Below are 22767 nucleotides of genomic sequence, written 5' to 3'. Positions count from 1 at the left end.
CAGGCGGCTTAAGTCCAGGCAAAACTGGCTCACTGAATGGGGTAAGGACAAAATGCTCCCAATTTGGATAAAATTCCAGCTAATACACCAGAGCGTTCTAGTTTTTACAACCTTTCAGCCAAAAATAGAGTCAGTTAGATTATAGACCTTAATAACTTTAAAAAGCATATTTAATCCCTCCATCTATGAAAGCTCTATGTACTACCTTAATTGTATTCTGTTCTGCGTTAACGAGCTTAAAGGCTCAAGAAAGTTCATTGGCAAAAGCAAATCCCGTCAAATTTGGTGTGTTTGCTGGCTTGAACTATACAAATGACGTTTCGGCTTATTCAGGTATTAAGTCACTATCGAGCTTCCTGGCTGGTGTTGATATTCAGTACACCTTAACAAATAGAACATCTTTACATCTCCAACCATCCTGGACACAGGCCGAGTCTGAATCTAACCAGGCTGCTCTAAGTATCAGTACATTTAAACTACCCCTGCTGTATCGATATTATATCTCCCCGAATCAAAAACAGTTTTTTGTTCAAGCGGGATTCGGATATAATTATCTTACCAACAGTAACTTGCGTTTGCGTTATGATATTTACTGTATACAGGCACCCTGTCCAAACCTAGGGCCTGATACCCCATCCTCAAACAAGTCTGCTGTGAGTGGAATGGCAGGTATCGGCTATACTATCGAATTGGGGAAAATTAGTGTTCCAATTACACTACAATATGAACGGAACTTAAGTAACTACGAATTTTCTCCTGCTAGTTGGTTGGACCCTAGTAAGACTGCTGGAGGACCAACGCGTGTGCAACTTGAGAGTTTTGCCCTCACAACAGGGATTAACTTTTGACAATCTACTTCACAAGATAGTCCGTCCTTTACCTTCCTCTTTTTGAGGCTCAACTTTGACCAAATCAAAGTTGAGCCTTTTTTTATGCCTACTAATTTATTCATTGACCCCCTAAATACCAGTCTGGCCTTTTTGCCGGTGCAATTCTCCCGGAATAAGATAGAACAGGTAATGGATCCGGCCAATACCAGTCTACCAAGCCGCGACGGGTTACGCTATTTCCTGGAGCTCCTAATACCCAACTTTGCCGGATCGACCACCTTTGAGCGATTGGTAAAAATGCCAGGCTCCGAAAAGCCACCAACCAATCAGGCCGGAATGGTGGTGTATGAAGGGGCATTTTTCCAGTTAGATGAGCTCTTAGACGGGTTTTTGTCCTTCACAAAGCCAGCCTTTGGGGCCAAAGATATGGCCATTATTTCCACGCTCACCATGCCCTATATTGTGAAGGAATCGGTAGAAAATAACGGCGTTCTGCTGGCCGAATCGGTCAAACAGAATGCCAGCCAGTGGCTCCTTAAAGCCGGTTTGAATGAGCGGGATTTTCTGGCCTGGGGCAGCTCATTCTTTACCAGCTACATGAGTGAGAACCGGCCATTCTTAACCTGGCAACCGGATGGCAAAACCATTGGCGAGAACCAGCAAGAGTATGTATACTTTCTGCTGAATTTCTCCCCAGCACCGGCCAGCATCATTAGGCGCTACCGGGTGCACTACACCAATGGCACCTACGAAACGCTAGAATACGGGGCATTGTCTGGTGGTCAGCCGTTCCAGGTGGTGAGCGTGCCCGTCCATCCGGCAGCGCTGAACCTAAACCCTGCAATGGTGGATTACTATGAGGTTTGGCTGGCCGATCAGGATCGAAACCGATTGAGCCAGGTACGCACCTACCGAGTAGACCACAGCTATCGAAGCCAGGAGCGATGGCTTTTGTTTGCCAACAGTTTAGGCGGGTGGGATACCATGCGGCTACTTGGCGAGGGAGCCGAAACCTTAACTACTGAGCGGACTACGGCAGAGCTGGAGCGGCCTGCCGGAGCCCCTGCCGACTATTCCGAGTTACGGGTAATTCATTTGGTGGGCTCCCGAGAGATTACCGTGAGTACGGGCTATTTTGAGCAGGCAGCACACCACCAGCTCAAGTATTTAGACGAGCTCATGTTATCGAAAGAAATCTACCTGGTCGATAGCAGGGGCCACCAGGCTTTGGAAATGGTCACGAATAGCCTGGTAGACAAAGAAGATAACACGGATCTACTGGCTCGAAACTTTACCTTTCGATTCAGCACCCCACAGATGAACCATTCCACCATGCCAGCCGCACCGGCCACCCCGGCCAGACCTATGAAATGGCAGGGGGCCGGGGTGGTGCAGATTCTGGACAGTTATGGCAAACGAACCGGAAAAGGGCGCTCGCTGAAACTCCAGCGGTACTATGCCGACACGAACACGCTGTTTAAACCCATTACCGAAAAGCCAAACCAGCCGGGAGATCCTGACTACATCGAAAGCTTACCCTTACCAGGCGTAGTGGCCGGATCCACGCCCTACCCAAGCCAGGCACTCACCCGAGTAACCACCTACAAACGGACGACGTGCACAGGTGGCGACATTGGCGACGTGGCCACCATTACCATTCCTGCCGGAAAATACGGCTCCGAAATCAGCCAGGCCGACGCGGACAGCAAGGCGGAGGCCGAATACAGTTTACTCAATACACAAGTATATGCCGATACGTATGGCAGTTGTACAGCCGCGCCGGAGCTCTACGTGGTGGCGGTGCCTGCTGGAGAATGGCGCTATCGGGCCAACAACGGCAATAAGTTTGCCTTTGAATGGTATCAGCCAGGCGATCCAGGCACCATAAAAATCGGCAATACCTGGGATTTGCAAGGCCAGTCCAGGGCTTATGTGTACGCGCAATATTCGACGGATTTAAACTTTCCCGTTCGGCCATCCGATTGGCGATTTAGTGTGTATGGTACGCCAGTCAGTAGCGTCAATTTGATGATTTACCAGAACGGGGTTTTACGCTATAATCAGAACATTACAATGAATAGTGACGGCTACCAATACATGGGCCTAAATGATAAGGTTACGCTGGCCTCAATGGATCGACTTTATTTTAAAGCTACTCAACTCTAACCCATGAGCCTAGAAATTAGACTAAACGGCCAGGCCGTGGATCTTACCCCAGGGCTCCAGGTTTCGCTGGAGCTGGTAAATCCGTACCTGGTTTATGAGGATATTTTGAGCAGTTCGTCAACGGTGCCAGCCTTACCGGCCACCAATCGAAACCGGATCATCATGGGCTTTCCTGATTTGCTCCAGAGCGACGCGTTAGGAATGCGTTACGATTGTGAAAAGTACTATAATGGCCAGTTACTCCAGAGCGGGGTGGCCATCCTGACCGAATCCGCCGAAACGTTTGCCTTAACGGTGGTTCAGCCATTGGGCGAACTATTTGGCGACTTACAAACCAAAACGTTGCCAGAAATCCCGTTTGGAACTCTGGCTCTCCCGGTAGTGCTCACACCCGTACTGCAATCGTTTGGCCGAGACGTTTTGGCATTTCCCTCTATCCTGAATGCCGATTTTTACGGCAGCAACGGCGGGGCCATTTCCTACAGCGGAATGGTCAACAATTACACGGCAGGAGCTTACGCCACGGCGGGGCCAGTTGTACCGATGCCCTTTTTAAAAGAGATCCTGTTGCGGCTGGCCGAATTAACAGGCGTTACGCTTTCGGGCCAGTTCCTGGATGATCCAGACTTAAGCCAGCTCCTGCTTTACAACACCAGGGCATTAGATGGCCGTACCACCATCGACCTACGCCAGCACTTGCCGGAAATGAGTATACCCGTATTTTTCCTGGAGCTGAGAAAACTCTTTAACCTGGCCATGAGTGTGGACACGGTGGATAGGTCTATTCGGCTCGATTTTACGGACTCGTTCCATAAAGCGGCCACCAGTATCGACTGGAGCAAAAAAGCGCTGAAAACGTTTAAAAAGCGGCCAGAAATGGCCAGGCGTCTCCAGTTGGGCAGTGAGCAGGACAGTAACGACGCACTGACCAAAGACAAACCGGATAGTCTGACCGATTACCTTACGCCGGAAATCGACAGCGAAACCACGATTAGCCCACTAACCAGCAAATTCTCTACCCTGCTAACGGATCCGGCCACCGGCCTAGCCATAACCAAGCAGGCCGGGATTACTGAGCAGTTTAGCCAACTGGCTAACAAGTTCGGGCCGCGCCTATTGTTCTGGAATGGGGTTGTAAATGGCCAGCCAACGGCCACGGCCAGCCGGGGCAATTACTCACTGTACTGGAAAGGGCCGCAAGGCCTGGCCGCTACGTTCTGGCCAATGACGGAGCAAAACAGGACGCGCCGGTTTTATGTGGAGCGCTCCCTGGATTTAACGGAGGTAGACCTGGCCAGGCTGGACTTTTCCAAAAAAGTGCATATTAACGGAATGGATTACTTTATAGCAAACGTGGCTATTTCATTACCAATTAAATCGCCAGCTACTGTGCTCCTATTAAAGGCATAATATATCTATCAACAGAATTCAGTAAATGAAATATATATTTCATTTACTGAATTCTGTTGATAGATATATCTTCAATTATTTTTCTAATTGCTACTGCAATTTCCGCTAAAGGTTCATCAATATTGGTAAATGTCGATATGGGACGTGCATTTTTTGGGAGACCTTGCAATTTCGCATATGGAAGACCGATAAAATCACAAGGCTTACAGAAAATAGGGATTACTTTGGTTTGTTTATTGTCGTGCCGCTTGATTGCCTGTAAAAGTTCATTATGCCATATATACTCAGAAGCATTAAAATTTGCACTTATTAATAGCAATATCAATTCTGAATCTTCTAGTTCTCTCTTAATTTCTTCATCCCATTCAGCCCCCGGAAGAATTTTCCGGTCATTCCATATAGATATTTTATTGGTACGCTTTAGAGAAGACAGATGCTTGTCTAGGGCTATTTTTAAGTCTTCATCACTGTGAGAGTATGATAAAAAAACTCGCAAGTTCAAATTGTTATTTAAAGTTGTCGCTAAAGGTTCAATTTGATGATTGTGATTGTAGCTATTTTCTGTATAATTGTAGCCTTCAATTTCATCTGCTATGGATAAAATTGTATTGTTTATTTGAGAAATAATTATTTCTGAATTAACCAATATATTCTTGTTAGCATCACGCCTATAGTTAATATATCTGGCTTTACATAATATTGCTTGATTATATAGTTCCTTATTTTTGGAATACAAATAATTTATCAATAAGTTTAAAGCATCAAGAGTGGCGCTATTTTGTATTAATTGATAAACATCATCTTTAATCATAACTACTTCTTTGAGATCTCTGATTTTAATTTTTCGATTATTAAATCTTTTTCAGTTAACATTTGCTTGTAAGTAACAAATACGTCAGATAATATTTTGATGTGTTCTGCTCTTTCCTCCGTTTGCTTTCGCAGCAATTCAAGTTCTTTTTTTAAGTTAATTAATTCATTTTTTTCTTCTTTTAGTATATTGTATTCTTCTTTTAGCGCATCGTACTTCCTTTGTTCCTTATCAATCCTTAAAGATAAAAGTTCAATTTCTTTCAATAAAGATTCTCTATTTTTTTCATGATCTTTTGCTTCTTTTCTTTTAACATTTAATTCTTCTATTAAGACTACTATAACCTGATTGATATTTATTAACTCTCCTCTGGATTCTTCAATTTTATTAGTCTGCGTTGTTTGAATACTCATCAATAAGCTGTCCGAGTTGTTCAATGATAATGAGACATTTTCTTGTCTAAATCTACTCTTTAAAAGAGGAAGGTCATTTATTAGTTCTGAAAGATTAGCAGTTATTTTGGAATACTCTTTTTGAAATGTACCATAGTCAATAACATTCTTAATATTGTCATGTTTAAGTCGAGTAAATTGTGAGGATAAAGTAAGAAGAGTATCTGAAATAAGTTCACCTTCTAAGTCATTTTCAACTATAGAGCTGTTAAATAGTTTGATGGCTAAACCAATTTCCCCTGCCTCTAAATTTTTTCTAAGTTGTCTTTGGATAGAAACTAGATTCATACTTATAAACTATAAAATTGTAACCATTTATCGTAAAAATACAAAAAAACGCTTTCTTTGATTAAGCGATAAATAATGTTTGCAAACTACTAAGAATTAGCAACATAACAATAAAGACTACATTTCATAGATCTCAATTACATAGCACTTTTATGTCCTTTCCAGCCCTTGGCCTTCGTTTTAGCTTGCTCCCAAAACAGCAAGCTATGGAACAAACTACCGGCATCCGTGGGGATACCAGGGCCGAATGGCTCACCAGTAATCGAGACGCAGCCAAAATACTCGACCAATACATTCTCCAGGCCGAAAAGGCATTTATAAGCCGAATCCAGGCGGCTGGCTTAACCCTAACCGGAGAGCTCCTTTCCAGCTTTCGACACGAAGCGGCCATTATTGGCCAGGACTATGTTTCGGCTAAACTGGAAATGGCTGGCTATGGCCGGATTAAGGATTTACGGCGTATGAACTACAGCCGTACACCTCCATTAATCGCAATAGAGAACTACGTGGAAAAGGTGGGAACGGCCAACTTTCGGGAGGTGCCAGGCTATGCGCCGGGGCGCTTTCCAGCCACCGAAGCCAAAGCCGTGGAGCGCCTAGCCTGGGCGTTCAAAATGAAGTTCATACGCCAGCCCAACGTGGTACGCGGCTACCGGGGCATCTACTCCGATCCATTGTTAAAGGACGTTTTACCCTACCTGTTTTCTGATTTGGCCACGGCCTGCAACTTAACGGCCAGCCGGGCCTTTAAAGTGGCCTTTTCCGACTAATGGCATTAAATCTAAACGAGGTAGCCACACTCACCCTTAAGCTAAATAACGGTGATGTCAGCAAGAGTATAGACGAGCTCAACACCAAAGCCAAAGAGCTAAAAAAGACCATCAACGAAATAGAGAAAGATGGCGGCAAGGGGAGCGAAAACTGGAAGAAATACAAGGGCGAATTGGCCGACGTACAAACGGCCACGGCAGCACTTAAAAAGGAGGTGGATCTGACCACACTCAACTATGGCCAGCTCGACAATTTGGTGAAGCAATTGACCAAAGATCTAAAAGGACTTAAGCCAGGAACCGACGAGTTTGTAGCAGCCTCCAAGCGACTAGGCGACGCCGAAAAGCAATTTAAGGCCGTAAAGGAGGAGGTAAACAAACTCAAAGAGGGCGGGGAGGCTCTAGGCCAGCCAACGCTCTGGAATAAGATTACCACCGGGGCCGGGAACATGTCGAAGGTGTTCCAATCGTTTATGGCCCTCCAGATTATCGGGTTCATAATCGACATCGGCAAAAGCATCTTTGAGACCACCAGCAAGTTCGAGAAGTACGGGAAGGTTTTAGAGACCGCTCTGGGAAGCCAGAAAGAGGCACAGAGTGCAATGGCCGCGTTGAAAAAGCTGGGCTCTGAAACCGCCTTTTCGGTGGAGGAACTCACCGAAGGGTACGTAAAAATGGTGAATCGGGGCATGAGGCCGAGCCAAAAAGAAATGGTGGCTATGACCGATTTAGCGGCCAGCCAGGGCAAAACCTTTGACCAGTTGGTGGAGGCCGCACTGGATGCCCAAACGGGCGAAAATGAACGATTGAAAGAGTTCGGGATTTCAGCTAAAAAATCAGGCGACCAGGTAACGCTTTCCTTTAAGGGCGTCAATGAGACGGTGAAGAATACGCCCGAAGCCATCCAAGGGGCGATTGTCAAGTTTGGCGAAATGAAAGGCGTAGCGGGTCAGAACGCCGACATGATGAAAACCCTGGACGGCCAAACCTCGAACCTGGGGGACAATTTCGACGCGCTCAAAACGGAGATTGGCGAGCAGTTGAAACCGGTTTTTTCAGCCATCATTTCGACCATGAGCTATGGCATAACGGTCATTAGCACAATGGTTAAAGTAGTGGGAACACTCATAACCGTCGTTACCACCTACTGGAGTACGCTGGCCGATTTTGCGGTGGGATCGGCGGGGGTGATGAAAAACTTAGGGACGGCCATTGGCCTGTTTTTAAGTGGCAATTTCGAGGCCGCTGGTAAGGCCTGGGATCAGACCAAAGCAGCGGGGGCCAAAGTGATAGCCGACGTTAAAACCAATGTCAAGGAGGGAGCCGCTGCCGTGGTGGCCATTTGGGCGGATCCGGCCAGCGTGACAAAGGCCGAATTTGCCGGAAAGAAGCAGGGCGAAGCCCACGCTAAAGGGCTCAGTGATGAGCAAAAGAAGGCACTGACCCAAGCGGCAAAAGAGGAAGAAAAGGCCCGAAAGGCCGATTTAAAAGAGCATGAGCAGGCACTTAAGGAACGAGAAAAAGCCAACCAGAAAGCGCTGGAGGATTTGGCCCAAATTGAGGCAGACGCTCACATAGCGGGCATAAAGGATGAGCTCCAGCGGGAAATAGCCAAGATTGGAGCCAAGCGGGATTTGGCCGCAGAGGCCATCATGAGGGGCATCCAAAGCGAGGATCTAAAAAACAAACAGATAGCCGCGCTAGACCTCAAAATGGAGGAAGATGTGGCCAGGGTAGTAGGCGAATTTGCCGAGAAAAAGCGCCAGAAAACCGAAGAAGAAGAAGCCAAACGGCTGGCCAATACCAAGTTTGTTTTGGAGCAGGAACGACTGGCCGAAAACGCCATGCTCGATCTGAAGGAGCTCCAGGCCAAAGGCAACGCCACCAAGTTGGCTGCGATCCACCAGGAGCGGCTTACGATCCAGTTAAACGCCACGATTCAAAAGCTAGATGCCGAAGAAGCCGCCGAAAAGGCCAAAGCCACCCGTGAGATAACGGATAAAGACCAACTAGCCACCACCCTAACGGCCATTGAGAATCGCTACCGAACAGAGCGGGAACTGGCCACCGGCAAAAACGCGGCAGAAATTGCCAAAATTGAAACTGAGCTAAAGGAGAAAAAGAACGCCATTTGGTCAGAGACCAGCCAGGCCTTTAGCGCCATTCTAAAGGGCGATCTATCGGGCTTTATCGACCACGCCAATAAGATTGTAACGGGCGAACAGCAGGCCTGGCAAAAGCGGCTCCAGGAGAATACCGAGAAATACGCAGCCGTTGGGGAGATGGCCAAACAGGCCGCACAGTTCCTGGCCGATCTGGCCAAACAACGGGCCGATAAAGAGATCGCCGAAGCCAAACGAGAACGAGATGAGAAAGTAGCGATTCTAAATGACCAGGTGGCCGTAGAGCAGAACGCGATCACTGACGCAACCGCTGCCATCGACAAAACCAAGACCGAATCGAGCGAGAAAATAAAAGCGCTCAAACAGGAAGAAACCGACAAAATCACCAGCCTGGAAACACTCTACTCCAATGCCAGTAACGCACAAGGTAAGGCCGATATGGAGGCCGAAATTGAGCGCTCCAGGCAGGAGAAAGCGGAAAAGACAGCAGCGGCCAAAGCGGTACATGACGATGCCATAGAGAACGCCAAAGATGAAAAGCAGCAAAAAATAGACGCTGCCGAAGCCACCCGAGATGCGGAAATAGCTAGCATCAACAAGCGGACAGAGCTGGATTCAGCCACCCGCAAAAAGATGATCCAGGAGAGCAAAGACCGCGCTGAACTGGAGATCAAACAGGCCAAAGAGGACTTTGAGACGAAGACCAAATTATCAAAGGAGGAATACGAGAAAAAGACCAAAGATGCCACCGAGGAAGCCGAGAGCAAGATTAAACTCTTGAAGGAGCTGGAGACTGCTGATAAAGACCGGGCCAAAGAATTGATCCAGACAGCCAAAGACGAAGCAGCGGCAAAGGTCAAAACGGCAGAGGAAGAGAAGGCCGCTAAACTCAAACTGCTGGAGCAGGAAAAAGCGACCCGTATCCAGAACAAAAAGGATTTGGAGGCTGCTATAGATGCCGAGAATAAGAAAGCCAAAGCCATAGAAGTAGCGGCTAAAACAAAGGCCTGGGAGGCTCAAAAGAAAGCCGATATTGCCAGTGCACTGATTACCGGGGCACTGGCCACGCTCAAAGCGCTGGCCTCTGGATTCTGGCCGGTGAACCTGGTATTTGCAGCCGCATCGGCAGTAATGACGGCTATCCAGGTAAACAGCATTCGCAACCAGTCAACGCCACAGTTTGCACAGGGCGGCTTTATTCCACAGGGAGGGCGGCATGGATCCAGTTACGGCACTGGAGGGCTGGCCATTATTGATAGGGCCACCGGCCAGGAGCGGGGCGAAATGGAGGGCGAAGAGGCCATAATAAGCCGGGAACAAACCCGCGCCAATATGCCACTAATCCAGAAAATGTTTAGAAACGCCAGAACGCCAGGCCAGCGCAATAAACCAGTAACGGACTACCGGGGCGCTGCCTTCCGAGAGGGTGGTTTGTTGGACGCGGCCAGGTATTCTAACTCTATGTTTGTCTATGGTGGGATAGTTGGTAATAAGCGCCGGTATGATGCCGGTGGGGTGGTGCTTAACGATGATCCAGAAGCTGCTGGAGGCCTGGCAGAAGGCCAGCGAGCCCAAAGCCAGGCAATGGAACAGGGTAAAATGCAGATTAAGCTGTTAAGTGAAATTATCGACGTAAACAAAGCCACCGGAGAGGATTTAAAGCGGGCTATGAGAACGCTGGCCAGCAACATAGATAACTCACTATCTACCCTTACTAGGAACAATAACCAGGCACTGGCCAACCTGGCTACCACTACCCAGAACGGCCTGGATACGATGGCTGGCCAGGTAGGTGGCTTAAAGAGATCCGTGAACGCGGTAGAGGGAGCCGTTTACCAGGTGAAAAACGCGGTGGATGGCGTACAGGGGGCCGTTTGGGGCACGAACCAGGCGGGGCGTTTGGATGCCTTAATTAGCCGAATTTCCTCTTTTAAATGATATTTTTAATCAAAAAGGCAGCTTATTAAACAAGCTGCCTTTTGGGGTTTATTTACTTGATGAAGTAATATCGGGTACGTTTAACCAGGACAGTTTTATTCCACTCTAATTCTTCAATTTTGTTTCCATCTATATCATATTTGAAAACAGTTCTTCGATCAGTTGGGGCTAGTGCTAGCTGACCATCCGTATAATACTTATTCCGTTGATAGAATTTCGACTCTATTAGCTGTTGCTTATCGTCGTAATGATCTGTGCGAACGAGTATTTTTCCTTGATTTCCAGTATGATAAATAGCAGTCAAATTGCCATAACTATCATAAGTATACTCACTAAGATCACCTGTATCACCATTCTTTGTATATGTAGTAGAGCCAATTTGGTTCCCTTCGGCATTGTACGAATATGTGGCTGCCAAATGAAATTTATCTTCATTATATAGCTTATTATATAGCTCTGTTTGTTGCCTTTTCGAATTGAAAACACGTTTTTGATGAACTAGTATTTTCCTATTGGGGCTCAATTGTTGATAATCGGTTTGATTTCCATCGTTGTCATAGGTATAGACAAATACTTGCATGAGATCCCCATTTTCATCATAACCTGTTTCTTGAATTTTTAGGCCTTTATCATTATAAGTAAATATCCCATCATAGCTATGCTTTCCATTGGGATTATAATTTTTTCTCTTTGTCATATTGCCAGTACTATCATAAAAATTATGTGAAACTAGGCTGCTATCGTTTGTGACAATATCATAATCATAAATAAATCCCTCTTTAATGTGATTCTTTTTACGAGTCAGCCGCTCTAGTTCATATTTTTTCTCTTCATTCTGAGCGTGAAGAGTGAGACTTACTAAGGTGAAAATTAAAATGGTGAGTTTGGAAATCATACGAATTAAGTGATTTTTAAGCGCTACAAGATTACTGTTTCTCTCTTAATATTCCCAAGTTGTTTATTGTCTTACATAGGATAGTTATGTGGAAAAATCAATAAATACTGAATTGTGTATTATTTCATATCTTTACCAATCCCGTTAGCGATCTACTGTATGAATAAATCTCTTCTTTCTGAATGCGTAAACGCGTTGTTCTTTCTGTCCCCAAGTACCTCAAAAAGTATCTGTTAAATCCTGAATTTGGCGACCTGGTAGACGGGGCTCTTTCGGTTAGCGGTCGCTCTCTGGTTGGCTCCTACATCGCCAGTATTACCAGGCCGATTTTATACCCCATTCCCAAACCCGACATTACGGGCGCCAAGCTGGTTATTTATTACCCCAATCGGGATCGTACGATGGAGGTGCCTCCTGAGAAATACGCCAGCCTGGTTAAGTCGTTAGATGAACAGTTTCGGCGCTCGCTGATTTGTGAGGTCAGGGCCTTGCATGAGCTATGCGGGGGCGACTATTCCCGCTTTATCCGCAATTTCCTGGCCCGCTATCATATCGAGGCCGATGTGGATATTGACTTTGATACCGTTCGTAAAATCTACCGGGACTACCTGGAGCGAATGGACAAAGCAAACCGGGAACTGGTGGCCGCTGAGTAAACTCGTAAAAAAGTTTGCATTAAAAAGTCCGGCCTGGAGCAGTTTGGGCCGGATTTAAACAGATTAGGCCGGATGCGTGCAGTTTGGGCCGGGCTGTTTAGCCACAAAAACGCCCTCCATTTGACATGGAGGGCGTTTTTGTTTTCTGGTACCCTATAAACTTATGTCCTTTCCAGTGGTGGGCCAGGCCATTACTTTTGGCCTATTATGGTACTAACCGAGCAATCGTTTGGCAGCTATCAACAACAGCCTAACGCTGGCCAGGTGGCCAGACTTAAGCTCCTACCGATAGAGGCCGTGCTGGCACTCTCACCACCGGGGGAGTGGCCAGCTCCAGCGCCGGGAATCATTTCCCGTTTTGGCCTGGCCGTGGCCGGTGGATCCGTAGCCACGGAGTTAATCTTTCCCATTGGCGGGGGCTCATTCCAGGAGAGCAGCGAAACCAGCGGAGCCGGAACGGCCTGGAGCCTGGAGCTGATGGCCACCATTCCCAAAAACCAGGCTGGCCTGCTGGATTGGATCCACCGAAACAAAGCCAGGCGCTGGCTGGCTCTCTGGCTCGACCGGAATGGCCTAGCTTACCTGGCGGGCGAATGGGGTAATGGTTTACGCATGGAGGCCAGTAGGGCCGTAGGATCCATCAACAGCCAAACGCTCACCTTTCGGGGCCGGGCTACCCATCCGGCCTGGTTCCTGGAAACCTTCGACTCGACCCAACTCTTTGCCGATGTCGATTTCGATTTAGCCTTTGACCTATCCTTTAACGCGTAAACCAACAACTAACAACACGACTAACGAATGGCAGCACCAGACGACACAGCGCTAAAGGCGCTCATTAATTCCAACATTCCCGATGCAAACCCTGGCCTACCACGCCGGGGCACAGCGGCCTTTGTACGGGCGGCTTTATTTACCCTCATTGATTGGGTCAAGACGGCCATCAATGGCAACCTGACTACCTGGCTACGGACATCCGATAACCAGCCTGGTGGCAGTAATGCCGATGCGATTTACCGGGCGGGCAAAATTTCCCTGACGGGCAGTCTGGATACCAAAGTTCAATCGACGGCGGCAACAATGGCCGCTACAGCCCTCTATCAGTCAGCACTTCAAGTGCAGGGCTCGATTGGGAGTGGGCCAGCTTATCTCGAATTTCTGGTTCCGGGAGTTGGGATACAACAGTTTGGCGTTGATTCGGATGCGGTCTTGAAGTATCGACCTTATGGGGCGGCTGTGGCCTATCCGATCCTCATCAACGAAGTTAGCCAGGTCGTTAAGCTGGCGTCGGTACTGGGCAGTAGACGCATCGTTCTCTACGATGCAACGGGCAATGACCACCAATTTTTCGGGTTGGGTATCAACAGTGCCATTTTCCGGTATCAGGTTTCCGACACCTCATCGGCTCATGCTTTTTATGCGGGGCTGACTCCGGCCACCAGTAAAGAACTCATGCGGATTCAGGGCAATGGGTTGGTGGACGTGACGGGTATGACTCGTGTCAAGTCGTTCACGGTTCCCACCTCGGATTCTGGGGTCGAAATCATTTATGGGGCTTCACCAGGGAATGGGGCTATTTTGTGTTACGACCGCACGAACGGTGTTTACCTGAATCTTAACCTGGATGGGGCCACGGTGAACGTCAACTCGGGTAATGCCACCAATGGAAAGATGGGGGTGAATACGGGCTCACCTACCAGCGCCTTGCATGTAAAAGGAGCCACCGGCCACCAGCAGTTGCGGTTAGAGACTTCCTACACGCCCACCAGCAGCAGCGATGCTAACGGAGCGATAGGGCAAGTGGCCTGGGATGCCAATTATGTCTATGTCAAAACAACAGCAGGCTGGAAACGGACTGCCCTCAGTACATTCTAACAACCTTTTTTTACTACACTTTATGGAGTCAATTAGTCAACCCATCAGCCCCGAAAAGCCAACCGGATTTAAACGGGTAGGCAAGCATTTAAACTTTGTAATTACCGAAGATTTGAACATGGTTCAACAGGTACGGGTAATTACCCTGGACACGGCCACCAGTAAGCCAATGACCGACCTGATAGAAGCCGACGAAACACTAACACCAGCACAACGCCAGGCCAGCCTGCAACGGTACGCCGATCAAATCGTAACGCGGCAAACCGTTGGCTCTTTGGTGAATGCCGCTGGCCAGGTGGTGGAGCTAGGAACCGAGGGCGCCATAAGCCAGCGGGATTATTTCCAGGCCATTACCCTGGGAGACCTGAAAAAGATGGGCTTACCGATAAGTGACAAAACGCCGGTTACGACCCTTATCTACGCGCTGATTCAGGGCGAAATAGCCAACATCGACCACCGGGGCGAATTGTAAGCATGGAACAAGGGGAGCCCATTTTTATTGGTCGATTGGATACGGATTACAGCCTAATCGTTGTCATGTCCAGCCAGTTACCCAAAACCGACCAAATGCTAGTATTTCACGATATACTAGTCGAATTGGCCGATTTGCGGGTTTTGTTGATTCCTGCCGACTTTCTGACCGATTGCCACAGCACACCACCCTGGAGCCAGAGCGTACTGCCAGCCTATGACAATAAAACGAACCTGGCCGCAATGGGCCATGATCGACTCTATACGGATTGGGAGGCATTTACGGATACTTATCAGGAGTTACTGAGGTTAACTCCCAAAGCAGCCAGGGCTTACGCAGATGGCGTTTACCTGGAGCTAATGGAACGGTTTAACCCTGGGCGGTTCAGAAATAAGATCTATTACGCCGGGGTTCGGCTGTTTGGGTGGTGGAATTGGCGCAAATTCAGAAGCCAGGCAGGAAAGGGATAAAATGCAAAAAGGCCAGACCTAGATAAGACTGGCCGTTTTGCATTTTTCTTAAATTTGTTGAATAACTCATGTTATGTTATTCGAATAAAGACAGAATTTGCAAGATAGATTATATGCGTGTCATCTGGTTTTATTGCAAATCTTTCCAAGTCTCATAAATGGCTTCACGTAGAGAGATTGTATCGTTTTTGTAGTCTTTCCACGTAGCCGAGTTTAGCACTATTTTATCAGCCTCAGAGAGGGAAATATTTAATACTTGAATTAATAGTTTTATCGAATCCGCTTGGCTCAACCCTATATTTTTAAGCGATAAAAGGCCTGCTTCAATGTCTTTTTGAGGTCCAAAAGCATTCGAAAAAGTAGCTTTGCTATCCATAAGTAATGTGTTGTATAAGTGGCAATATGTTAATCTAGATGCCTTTGCTTGATTATTACGGCACTCGATATGGATTCAACTGGCCACAGTTCAATCAAGTAATGATCTTTCCCCTCAATACCCATCCGATCAATTGTATTCTGGCCACCATAGTAGATCCGAAGCCGCCAATTAGGGCCAGCCCCTTCAATTAGCAATCCATTCTGTCCCTCGTTAGCTAATTCAGCAATTAAGATACCTGAAGATTGGGTTCTTATCGAGCATTCAACACTTTGGTCCCATTTGTCTAAGGAATGAATGGGCGGTTCTGTTTCTAAAACAGCTACTTCGATAGGAACATTGAAGTTTCTAAACGTCTCCATTACTATTAACCTGCCATTCTCTTTTGAAGCGAACATATCTATACTATCCTGCTCAGTCCACCAATCTGCTTCAATTCGAACTGTTGACCAATCTAAGCAAGCATCGTAAATAAATACCTGAAAGTAGTCGGCAAACAGACTAAGAGTATAGGTTTTTATCATTCAAATCTGTTGTATAATCTAACGTTATGTTAATAAGCTTCAAATCGACACTGTCTTATTAGTCGCCACAAGCTACAAAATTTACTAACAAAATCACGAGCCAGCTCCAGCCAGATCGGAACGCCGAAACGGCTGGTTTTTTTATGTCCTTTCCAGAGCCTTTTGGCCGTGGCAACTTTACGACAACAACGCCAAATAAGGCGATAAACAACAAATTGAACGCATTTTTTTAATGAATGGACTTTTAACCATTTCGGGACTCTGGCACGTAGAGGCTTCCTTTGCGGCTCGAATGGAGGCAATGGCCAGGCCACGGATCCTGGCCGGAAAAGAGCCAATTGCACCGGGGCTAATCTCGGAGCACCCTAGCCTGGCCATTCGGGCCACCTTGCAAACAGCGGGCCTCCAGGTAATGGCGGGCACCATCTCCTATTATGAGTATGTGGCCACTCAATACACCGTGGACGGGGTTTGTGTGATTCCCATCATTGGCACGCTTACGCGGTACGGGTTGTGTTCCTGGGGCTATGAGGATCTAGCCGGACTGCTGGCCGTAGCCGACAAGATGGAGGACATTAAATCCATCCTGCTACGCATTGATTCCGGGGGCGGGGCCGTCGATGGCCTCAAAGCACTGGCCGACGCGATCCGGGCCATGAAAAAGCCGGTGGATGTATGGACGAACTTTTGCGCCAGCGCGGCCTATTTTATCGCCAGCCAGGCCCGCTACATTTGGCTAGAGGATTCTCCGTTGCCAGTTATTGGATCCATTGGCACGCTGATGGTCTACACCGATCAGAGCAAGGCGCTAGAGCAGCAAGGCCTGGCCGTGGAGATTTTCCGCGCGACCGAGAGCGTAGACAAAGCCACCGCCAACGGCATCGAGCCACTTTCGGACGAGGTACGGGCCGAAATTCAGACCATGCTGGACGCCTGCCAAACCCAATTTGTGGGCTACGTTCAGCGGGGCCGGGCTGGCCTATTGAAATCCGACGAATGGAAAACGGCCAAACTATACGGCACCAATAAAGCCCTAGCCATTGGCCTGGCCGATTTCAAAGGCACACTCAACCAGGCCATTAAAAAGAGCGCTCAGGCAACGGCCTAATTCACTCACTCATTCATTCACCCGTCAATCTATGGCACAAGTAAAGCAGACCCTGGCCGCGTTTATGGCCTCCTTTTTCGGAAAGTCCGAAACCGTAATTTCTGAAAAGCTCTCCACCGATGAGCACAACCAATTTACTTCTGAAGCGCTGGAGCTCCAGGAAAAACTCACCGGGCTACAAACCCAGGTAACGAACCTGGAAACCGAGAAAGGAACGCTCCAGACCACAATTAACACCCTGCAAGGGGAAAAGACGACACTGGAAAGCGATAAAACCACGCTCCAGAACTCACTCAACCAGACCCAAACAGACCGGGACAAGTACAAAGCCTGGTTTGAGAAACAGGCCGGGGTAGGGGCTCAACTACCAGAAGGGGATGAAACCAGCAAGGGCGAGCAAACCCTAACCCCGTATAACCAGCAGGCGCTGGAGGTATTCCGAAAAAGCCGAAACTAGCCCTTAGACGGGGCATGATTCAGTAAGTAACAAACTTCTACTAAATTATTTTAATCGCTTTACATGGCACAAACACAAGGGTACGATTTTACCAAGCTACCAAGCGCCTTAATGCAGGTTTTTGATGGCAAAAAAGAGATTATCACCGACGTACTGGTAGACGGTGACGCTAAAATTCGGGAGCTCTATCAGCTTCTGGTGACGGATAATAAGAGCCCGCTGATTAATCTCCAGATTATGGATATTCTTCGGGCAGCTACTGACGATTTCAGCCCATCAGCGGGAGCGCTCCAGTTCGGGGCTCGGATTCCCAGTTTTGAAGACGTGGACATTGATTTACAATTCACTACGGGCGAAATTCAGACGCTTTACCGTTCGTATCTCCAGTATGTGAAGGGCTTAAGCTCGGAAAAGGAAGTGCTGGCCAATCCCTTCGAGGTGTTCTTTTTAGAGCAGATCCTACGCACAGCCCGCGCCAACCTGGTAGAGCGAGCAAGCTGGAAAGCGGTTAAGAATGCCGCCAATACAGGTTCGGTTTACGCCATTACGGGCCTATTGTCGAAAATGACCGCTGGCCGACAGGCTGGAACGGGCGACATTCCAGCCGGTAACGTGTTAACGGCGGCAACGACCATTGACGACACCAACAGTTACGAGCAAATGCTGGCCCTTTGCCAGGTGGTAGAAGCGCAAAACCAGGCCATGCTGGAAATTCCGTTGCAATTCCGTTGCTCTCCTGGTTTGGTTCGGAGCATCAACCGACGACGGCAGGCGAAGTTTCCAAACACGGTACGGCCAGGCGAGAACATGACCAAAATCGACGGGTACGAAAACATTACCCTGGTGCCGGACGTGGGCCTTTCGGGCAAGTTTACGCAGGTTATTACGCCAAGCTCTAACCTGAATTTCGTGTGTAACGAAGATGTGAGCGCCTACACGTTGACGGTTGTAAAAGATGTTAAAGCGGTCAAAATCAACATCCGTATGAGCGTAGGCTTTGATTACGGGTTCGGTAAGTTCACCTTCTTAAACGACAAAGTTTAACTAGCCCAACCGGCCACCACGTATAGGGGTGGCCGGTTTACATTTCTTCTCTAATTTTTTCAAGTTCAATTAACTAACAACAGCAAATACAAATGCAGCTTTTAAAGATTTTAATGAGTTTGGCCCTGGTATTTATCGGGGCACTGGTGGCCACCGAAACCGGCAGCGTATTGGCCGGAGTGGTGGCCATACCGCTGGCCAGCTATGCGGTTACGGCCACGACTGGCGTATCCCTGTTTGCTAGCCACGGCTTGGCCGTTGCCACCCTGGCCGCGCTCAACCGGACACCACAGCAAACCGTAAACCCTGGCGGTGGCCGACGTTTGTTTTTGATTCCTACGGATCAAATTACGGGCGAATGGCCCAAACGAGCTGATATTACAGCCGGAGAACTAACGGTAGTGCCTACACTGGTAACAGGGCCACCCGTAGGCACGTTTGTCGAAGTGCAAGTATCGGACAACTCCCTAAAAGTTGATGAAGCCTTAAAGGGGCCAACGGGCTACCAATCCTGGGAGCAGAGCCTGGAGGTAAAAGTGGCCGGTTACACTAAGGATCAAGTGGCCGCAGTCGAAAAGCTAATTAATACAGAAGTGGTGGCCGTTGCCATCCTAAATGATGGCCAGCGAGTGGTTTTAGGTACGTCGTTATCAGGTCTACAATTTGAAGTCACCCACACCTCTGGAGCTAAAGGTGGCGACCGGAGAGAGTGGACAATGAAGGCCAAAAATGATGGCTACATGTTCGGTTATATTCCATTAGGTAACGCGCTGGCTATTGCAGGCGTAACGCTGGCTTAATCAATTCACCCTTTAATCAGTTAAAAGGCCTCACTACCGGCAGGCGTTCCTGCGGCAGGCGGTGAGGCCTTTTTTATCCTTCCCAATGGCAAAAAAAGTAGTAGTTCTCAATGAGGCAACAGGCGTAAAATTCGGGTTCGAGGAACGTACTGTAATCGTGAGCGATCAAATGGCCGTGGCCGACGCTGAACGCATCGAAAAGGATTATCCTGGAGTTTATTGCAAAGTTGTAAATGAGTCAGAAGCGACTCCAGTAACAGACAAAACAAAAGCCGAAAAAGCGGCATAGTGCCGAAATAGTATTTTAAATAACGAGCTGTAGACTCGACGAAAAACCAAATATTATTCTTTTTCTTAAACAGCAAATGAACACAAACCAACCAACACTAAGCCAAATTAAGGCAATCGCTCAACTAGCCGAAATGGCCTATAATGCCGACCAAACCGAGCACAAAAAAGCAGCCTGGGACAAGGCACAAACGGAGTACGAACAGGCCGCAAAAGAGGTCGAACAATTGACCCCGGAAACGGAGCCTAGCGTGGCCGAAAATTTCATTCAGGAGTTAGGCCGACTGGAAGAAGCCAACCGGCAATTGGAATACCAGAAACACAGCCTAGAGCAAGAAGTTTCTTTTCTCAAAAACCAATTAAATGAGAAAGACCAGAAAATAGACGAGCTCGAAAAATTGGCACCTTCTGCAAATTCGGCCACTCCAGCCGTTACGCCAGTAGTCGAAAAAGCAGCGGCACAGGCCGAAGCAGCAAAAAAAAACAGTTAACGCCTGAATCCGCGCCGGATTCCGAAAAAGAGCGGCTTATGGTGCTGGCTGAAGGCCTACACCGTGAGGCCGCTCTTTTGAGTAATACCCTGGCCGATTTTGACGATAACGACGTAGCAGGGAGAAAGCCCGTCGTGGAGCAAATCCTGGCCATTCGGGAGCGCTGGAAAGATGCCCGGCACGAAGCAGCCACCGGCCAGAAACGCAGAGAAGAAAAAGAAGCAAAGCCCACAATGGCCAGCCAGGGGCTCCAGGCCGCTGAGATTAAACTGGAGATCCAGAAAACGCGGGTAAATATCTACAAGACTCAAACCAAACTAGAAGAACGGCCAGAGCACAAAAACGCCACGGCCTGGAAACAGGAGCTGGCCAGGCTCCAGGCCATCCTGGAGCAATACAAAGACGAACTAAGACTTTTAAGCTATGAAGCAATTAAAGAGTAATAATAAGTACCTGGAGAAAGTACGGGGCGAATTAGACGTTTTCCAGGCCTATCTTTTGGCCGGTGGTGAGCTCACACCGGAACAGTGGGCCACCTGGGATAAAATAGATTCGGCCAGAGCCTGGCTAAAGGCTGGCCATACAGATAGCCAGGTGCTGGCCATGCTGAAAAATTCTAGCAAACTTCAGGAGCGCAGAGCCAGAGAAATCTTAACGCTTTCTTACGCTGTTTTCGCTGAATTGCGCCAATCCAGGGCCAAAGAGGGCGTAAAGGATCTATACGCCGAACTATTCCGAGATGCCGCAAAAGAAGCCAAAGAGGCAGGCGATTATTACAACTTTGGTATTCTCCTGGACAAAGCGGCCAAAATAGATGGTGCTTACGATAACGAGAAAACCGTGAACGCGGACACCTACAAAAAACCGTCTAAAGTGGTCTTTAAAGTGAAGCAATTAACCCTAAATAACAACACTGGCCAGGATCCTAAACAAGTCGAAAATACAACCTATGAAATCGAACAATAACGAGAGCGCCCAAAATCGTGACGTTCTGGAAAGTGACGTTTTGGAGGTGGAAGTGAACGAAAAACAAGCCATTTTCCTGGAGGCCGTTTTTAACAATCATTTTAAAATTGCCGGTATGATTGGCGGGCGGGGCTCTGGCAAATCCATTACGCTCTCCGATTTTCTTTACCTGGCTAGTGATGAGCTCCCAAAGGCCAAATGCGGTTGGGGAGTGCCAACCATTAAAAAGGCCAAATCGAAACTGACCTCTGGCTTAAAAGCAGGCTGGAAACGCCACGGAATCCAGGAGTATGATTTTAAAACTGGCAGCGGCTGCTTTGTGCTCTGGAGAGAGCCACCGGCACACTTTGACCGGCCTTATGAAGCGCCCGACATTTGGGAGAACTGTATTAGTTTTCCAAACGGGTTTGTCATCGAATTTGAGAGCTTTAAAATGGCCGCTGCCGAAAACCGGGGGGCCAACTACGATTTATACGTTATCGACGAAGGGCTAAACTTTAAAAAGGATTGGCTTAAGGTGGTGCTCCCTACACTCAGGGCCAACGTGGGAAAGTTTGACTCTACATTCCACCAAATGTTAGCGGTTTTTAGTTCCCCTCCCTGGGATCTAGGAGGCCAGTGGATGTATGACATAGAAGCGCTTTCCAAAACCGAGCCAGAAAAGTACTTTTTCCTGGAAGTAAAAACGCGGGATAATTTGGCCTTTCTGCCAGATGACTATTTAGACACGCTGAAAAAGAGCCTCACTAAATTGGAGTATGAGGTGGAAGTGGAAGGAAAGCGGCTGACTAAAATGCCGCATAACTTTTACCCCACCTTTCAACACGCTATCCACGTTGTTAAGGATGAGAGCGACGAACTGGAAGGGAGAGCAGCCTTTAGCGGGGAGCCACTCTATAACCCTAGTCTACCGCTGGAGATTAGCTTAGATTTCAATGCTCACTTTACCAGTGCTACCCTATGGCAGAGCGACTATACAACAGCCAGGCTTATAGATAACCTATACTGTAAGGAGCCAGCCATAGACGCGGACGGGGTGGCCATGACGATGGCCCAGACGCTGGCCACGATGATAGCCACCGAGTACGAGGGGCACAAGACTAAGGAGGCGGTACTGACTGGAGACCGTAATGGTAAGAATAAATCGGCAGGCTCTACAAAATCCATGTTTCAGCAGGTGGCTGAAATTCTGGAGGCTTCTGGAAAATGGCAGGTTTCTACACAGCCGCTAAATTACAACCCTCCCCACATCGACAAGTTTAAGGACTTAAGCAACGTCTTTGCCGAGCGTACCACCAACCTAATACGGGTAAGGGTGGATGGCATACGGGAAGGCCACAGTGATCAGCATGGATAACAGCCCATTGAACATAGACTACACGAAGAGCAAGAAGAGCGAAGGCAGCAAGGTAGACCAGGAGCTAGCCACACACCTAAGTGACACAGTCGATTACTATATCCTTTGGAAGATGAAAGGGGGACGGATGGGCCAGGGCGGTGGAGATTTTGACTTAACTTATTTCTAAGTCGGGCACTTTCCAGATTTGGTTAGAGCCGTTT

At 47.9% G+C, this 22767-nt stretch carries 25 protein-coding genes; 20 read left to right on the top strand and 5 right to left on the bottom strand.

Going from position 1 to position 22767, the window contains the following annotated elements:
* Window positions 1-185: 185 nt before the first annotated feature.
* From GO755_RS39385 to GO755_RS39375, 3 genes are all read left to right on the top strand, one after another.
* The gene (locus GO755_RS39385; RefSeq protein WP_157590940.1) at window positions 186-848 is read left to right on the top strand and encodes an outer membrane beta-barrel protein; all 663 of its coding nucleotides are present in this window, start codon (window positions 186-188) and stop codon (window positions 846-848) included.
* A gap of 84 nt (window positions 849-932) precedes the next feature.
* A complete protein-coding gene (locus GO755_RS39380) occupies window positions 933-2996 on the top strand; it encodes a DUF5977 domain-containing protein (protein ID WP_157590939.1) in 2064 nt (687 codons plus the stop codon).
* A gap of 3 nt (window positions 2997-2999) precedes the next feature.
* Window positions 3000-4406: a hypothetical protein gene (locus tag GO755_RS39375; protein ID WP_157590938.1), complete on the top strand. Its 1407-nt coding sequence runs from the start codon at window positions 3000-3002 to the stop codon at window positions 4404-4406.
* Between the two features lie 43 nt (window positions 4407-4449).
* Here the strand turns inward: GO755_RS39375 and GO755_RS39370 are convergent, their stop codons facing one another.
* Together GO755_RS39370 and GO755_RS39365 are read right to left on the bottom strand one after the other, a co-directional pair.
* On the bottom strand, window positions 4450-5217 hold the full coding sequence (locus tag GO755_RS39370; protein ID WP_157590937.1) for a TIR domain-containing protein: 768 nt from the start codon (window positions 5215-5217) through the stop codon (window positions 4450-4452).
* A 2-nt stretch (window positions 5218-5219) separates the two neighbouring features.
* Window positions 5220-5957 (bottom strand): hypothetical protein, encoded by a 738-nt coding sequence (locus GO755_RS39365; protein WP_157590936.1) that lies wholly within the window; start codon window positions 5955-5957, stop codon window positions 5220-5222.
* 206 nt (window positions 5958-6163) lie between these two features.
* Between GO755_RS39365 and GO755_RS39360 the strand changes: the two genes are divergently transcribed.
* Window positions 6164-6727, top strand: a complete 564-nt coding sequence (locus tag GO755_RS39360) for a hypothetical protein (protein ID WP_157590935.1) — start codon at window positions 6164-6166, stop codon at window positions 6725-6727.
* A complete protein-coding gene (locus GO755_RS39355) occupies window positions 6727-10788 on the top strand; it encodes a hypothetical protein (protein WP_157590934.1) in 4062 nt (1353 codons plus the stop codon). The genes GO755_RS39360 and GO755_RS39355 overlap by 1 nt, the downstream gene beginning before the upstream one ends.
* 52 nt (window positions 10789-10840) lie before the next feature.
* Here the strand turns inward: GO755_RS39355 and GO755_RS39350 are convergent, their stop codons facing one another.
* Entirely contained in the window at window positions 10841-11683 is an 843-nt protein-coding gene (locus GO755_RS39350) for a hypothetical protein (RefSeq protein WP_157590933.1), read from the bottom strand.
* Window positions 11684-11865: 182 nt separating this feature from the next.
* On the opposite strand from GO755_RS39350, the gene GO755_RS39345 reads away from it, so the two are divergent.
* From GO755_RS39345 to GO755_RS39325, 5 genes are all read left to right on the top strand, one after another.
* Entirely contained in the window at window positions 11866-12339 is a 474-nt protein-coding gene (locus GO755_RS39345) for a hypothetical protein (protein ID WP_157590932.1), read from the top strand.
* 207 nt (window positions 12340-12546) lie between these two features.
* Entirely contained in the window at window positions 12547-13110 is a 564-nt protein-coding gene (locus GO755_RS39340) for a hypothetical protein (protein ID WP_157590931.1), read from the top strand.
* A 27-nt stretch (window positions 13111-13137) separates the two neighbouring features.
* Window positions 13138-14211 (top strand): hypothetical protein, encoded by a 1074-nt coding sequence (locus tag GO755_RS39335; protein ID WP_157590930.1) that lies wholly within the window; start codon window positions 13138-13140, stop codon window positions 14209-14211.
* A 22-nt stretch (window positions 14212-14233) separates the two neighbouring features.
* Window positions 14234-14683 (top strand): hypothetical protein, encoded by a 450-nt coding sequence (locus tag GO755_RS39330; protein ID WP_157590929.1) that lies wholly within the window; start codon window positions 14234-14236, stop codon window positions 14681-14683.
* 2 nt (window positions 14684-14685) lie between these two features.
* Window positions 14686-15153 carry a DUF1353 domain-containing protein gene (locus GO755_RS39325; RefSeq protein WP_157590928.1) on the top strand — a complete coding sequence of 156 codons (468 nt, stop codon included), beginning with the start codon at window positions 14686-14688 and terminating at the stop codon, window positions 15151-15153.
* Window positions 15154-15283: 130 nt separating this feature from the next.
* On the opposite strand, the gene GO755_RS39320 is transcribed toward GO755_RS39325, so the two are convergent.
* Both GO755_RS39320 and GO755_RS39315 read right to left on the bottom strand, forming a co-directional pair.
* The gene (locus GO755_RS39320) at window positions 15284-15529 is read right to left on the bottom strand and encodes a hypothetical protein (protein ID WP_157590927.1); all 246 of its coding nucleotides are present in this window, start codon (window positions 15527-15529) and stop codon (window positions 15284-15286) included.
* Window positions 15530-15558: 29 nt separating this feature from the next.
* The gene (locus GO755_RS39315; protein WP_157590926.1) at window positions 15559-16053 is read right to left on the bottom strand and encodes a hypothetical protein; all 495 of its coding nucleotides are present in this window, start codon (window positions 16051-16053) and stop codon (window positions 15559-15561) included.
* Between the two features lie 232 nt (window positions 16054-16285).
* On the opposite strand from GO755_RS39315, the gene GO755_RS39310 reads away from it, so the two are divergent.
* The 10 genes from GO755_RS39310 (at window position 16286) to GO755_RS41690 (ending at window position 22733) form a co-directional block, all read left to right on the top strand.
* Window positions 16286-17161: a S49 family peptidase gene (locus GO755_RS39310; RefSeq protein ID WP_157590925.1), complete on the top strand. Its 876-nt coding sequence runs from the start codon at window positions 16286-16288 to the stop codon at window positions 17159-17161.
* Between the two features lie 31 nt (window positions 17162-17192).
* Entirely contained in the window at window positions 17193-17618 is a 426-nt protein-coding gene (locus GO755_RS39305; protein ID WP_157590924.1) for a hypothetical protein, read from the top strand.
* A gap of 63 nt (window positions 17619-17681) precedes the next feature.
* Window positions 17682-18662, top strand: a complete 981-nt coding sequence (locus GO755_RS39300; RefSeq protein WP_157590923.1) for a hypothetical protein — start codon at window positions 17682-17684, stop codon at window positions 18660-18662.
* A gap of 92 nt (window positions 18663-18754) precedes the next feature.
* Window positions 18755-19462 (top strand): hypothetical protein, encoded by a 708-nt coding sequence (locus GO755_RS39295; RefSeq protein ID WP_157590922.1) that lies wholly within the window; start codon window positions 18755-18757, stop codon window positions 19460-19462.
* Between the two features lie 85 nt (window positions 19463-19547).
* Window positions 19548-19751: a hypothetical protein gene (locus GO755_RS39290; RefSeq protein WP_157590921.1), complete on the top strand. Its 204-nt coding sequence runs from the start codon at window positions 19548-19550 to the stop codon at window positions 19749-19751.
* A gap of 76 nt (window positions 19752-19827) precedes the next feature.
* Entirely contained in the window at window positions 19828-20241 is a 414-nt protein-coding gene (locus GO755_RS39285; RefSeq protein WP_157590920.1) for a hypothetical protein, read from the top strand.
* Between the two features lie 38 nt (window positions 20242-20279).
* Entirely contained in the window at window positions 20280-20684 is a 405-nt protein-coding gene (locus GO755_RS39280) for a hypothetical protein (RefSeq protein ID WP_157590919.1), read from the top strand.
* Complete coding sequence (locus GO755_RS39275) at window positions 20665-21207, top strand: hypothetical protein (protein ID WP_157590918.1); 543 nt, start codon at window positions 20665-20667, stop codon at window positions 21205-21207. The genes GO755_RS39280 and GO755_RS39275 overlap by 20 nt, the downstream gene beginning before the upstream one ends.
* Window positions 21191-22564 carry a terminase family protein gene (locus GO755_RS39270; protein WP_227687279.1) on the top strand — a complete coding sequence of 458 codons (1374 nt, stop codon included), beginning with the start codon at window positions 21191-21193 and terminating at the stop codon, window positions 22562-22564. Before GO755_RS39275 ends, GO755_RS39270 begins: the two co-directional genes overlap by 17 nt.
* Window positions 22557-22733: a hypothetical protein gene (locus GO755_RS41690; RefSeq protein ID WP_227687278.1), complete on the top strand. Its 177-nt coding sequence runs from the start codon at window positions 22557-22559 to the stop codon at window positions 22731-22733. Before GO755_RS39270 ends, GO755_RS41690 begins: the two co-directional genes overlap by 8 nt.
* Window positions 22734-22767 lie beyond the last annotated feature (34 nt).

Origin of the sequence: Spirosoma arboris, from assembly GCF_009754945.1 — a bacterium.
In the GTDB taxonomy this organism is placed as follows: domain Bacteria; phylum Bacteroidota; class Bacteroidia; order Cytophagales; family Spirosomataceae; genus Spirosoma; species Spirosoma arboris.
Note: the sequence above shows the minus strand (reverse complement) of the source record. Positions and strands in the feature narration are given on the sequence as shown.

What these genes read in the sequence shown, in the direction of transcription:
- GO755_RS39385 (WP_157590940.1), top strand. Translation starts at nt 186, where the DNA reads ATGAAAGCTCTATGTACTACCTTAATTGTATTCTGTTCTGCGTTAACG.
- GO755_RS39380 (WP_157590939.1), top strand. Translation starts at nt 933, where the DNA reads ATGCCTACTAATTTATTCATTGACCCCCTAAATACCAGTCTGGCCTTT.
- GO755_RS39375 (WP_157590938.1), top strand. Translation starts at nt 3,000, where the DNA reads ATGAGCCTAGAAATTAGACTAAACGGCCAGGCCGTGGATCTTACCCCA.
- GO755_RS39370 (WP_157590937.1), bottom strand. Translation starts at nt 5,217, where the DNA reads ATGATTAAAGATGATGTTTATCAATTAATACAAAATAGCGCCACTCTT.
- GO755_RS39365 (WP_157590936.1), bottom strand. Translation starts at nt 5,957, where the DNA reads ATGAATCTAGTTTCTATCCAAAGACAACTTAGAAAAAATTTAGAGGCA.
- GO755_RS39360 (WP_157590935.1), top strand. Translation starts at nt 6,164, where the DNA reads ATGGAACAAACTACCGGCATCCGTGGGGATACCAGGGCCGAATGGCTC.
- GO755_RS39355 (WP_157590934.1), top strand. Translation starts at nt 6,727, where the DNA reads ATGGCATTAAATCTAAACGAGGTAGCCACACTCACCCTTAAGCTAAAT.
- GO755_RS39350 (WP_157590933.1), bottom strand. Translation starts at nt 11,683, where the DNA reads ATGATTTCCAAACTCACCATTTTAATTTTCACCTTAGTAAGTCTCACT.
- GO755_RS39345 (WP_157590932.1), top strand. Translation starts at nt 11,866, where the DNA reads ATGCGTAAACGCGTTGTTCTTTCTGTCCCCAAGTACCTCAAAAAGTAT.
- GO755_RS39340 (WP_157590931.1), top strand. Translation starts at nt 12,547, where the DNA reads ATGGTACTAACCGAGCAATCGTTTGGCAGCTATCAACAACAGCCTAAC.
- GO755_RS39335 (WP_157590930.1), top strand. Translation starts at nt 13,138, where the DNA reads ATGGCAGCACCAGACGACACAGCGCTAAAGGCGCTCATTAATTCCAAC.
- GO755_RS39330 (WP_157590929.1), top strand. Translation starts at nt 14,234, where the DNA reads ATGGAGTCAATTAGTCAACCCATCAGCCCCGAAAAGCCAACCGGATTT.
- GO755_RS39325 (WP_157590928.1), top strand. Translation starts at nt 14,686, where the DNA reads ATGGAACAAGGGGAGCCCATTTTTATTGGTCGATTGGATACGGATTAC.
- GO755_RS39320 (WP_157590927.1), bottom strand. Translation starts at nt 15,529, where the DNA reads ATGGATAGCAAAGCTACTTTTTCGAATGCTTTTGGACCTCAAAAAGAC.
- GO755_RS39315 (WP_157590926.1), bottom strand. Translation starts at nt 16,053, where the DNA reads ATGATAAAAACCTATACTCTTAGTCTGTTTGCCGACTACTTTCAGGTA.
- GO755_RS39310 (WP_157590925.1), top strand. Translation starts at nt 16,286, where the DNA reads ATGAATGGACTTTTAACCATTTCGGGACTCTGGCACGTAGAGGCTTCC.
- GO755_RS39305 (WP_157590924.1), top strand. Translation starts at nt 17,193, where the DNA reads ATGGCACAAGTAAAGCAGACCCTGGCCGCGTTTATGGCCTCCTTTTTC.
- GO755_RS39300 (WP_157590923.1), top strand. Translation starts at nt 17,682, where the DNA reads ATGGCACAAACACAAGGGTACGATTTTACCAAGCTACCAAGCGCCTTA.
- GO755_RS39295 (WP_157590922.1), top strand. Translation starts at nt 18,755, where the DNA reads ATGCAGCTTTTAAAGATTTTAATGAGTTTGGCCCTGGTATTTATCGGG.
- GO755_RS39290 (WP_157590921.1), top strand. Translation starts at nt 19,548, where the DNA reads ATGGCAAAAAAAGTAGTAGTTCTCAATGAGGCAACAGGCGTAAAATTC.
- GO755_RS39285 (WP_157590920.1), top strand. Translation starts at nt 19,828, where the DNA reads ATGAACACAAACCAACCAACACTAAGCCAAATTAAGGCAATCGCTCAA.
- GO755_RS39280 (WP_157590919.1), top strand. Translation starts at nt 20,280, where the DNA reads ATGGTGCTGGCTGAAGGCCTACACCGTGAGGCCGCTCTTTTGAGTAAT.
- GO755_RS39275 (WP_157590918.1), top strand. Translation starts at nt 20,665, where the DNA reads ATGAAGCAATTAAAGAGTAATAATAAGTACCTGGAGAAAGTACGGGGC.
- GO755_RS39270 (WP_227687279.1), top strand. Translation starts at nt 21,191, where the DNA reads ATGAAATCGAACAATAACGAGAGCGCCCAAAATCGTGACGTTCTGGAA.
- GO755_RS41690 (WP_227687278.1), top strand. Translation starts at nt 22,557, where the DNA reads ATGGATAACAGCCCATTGAACATAGACTACACGAAGAGCAAGAAGAGC.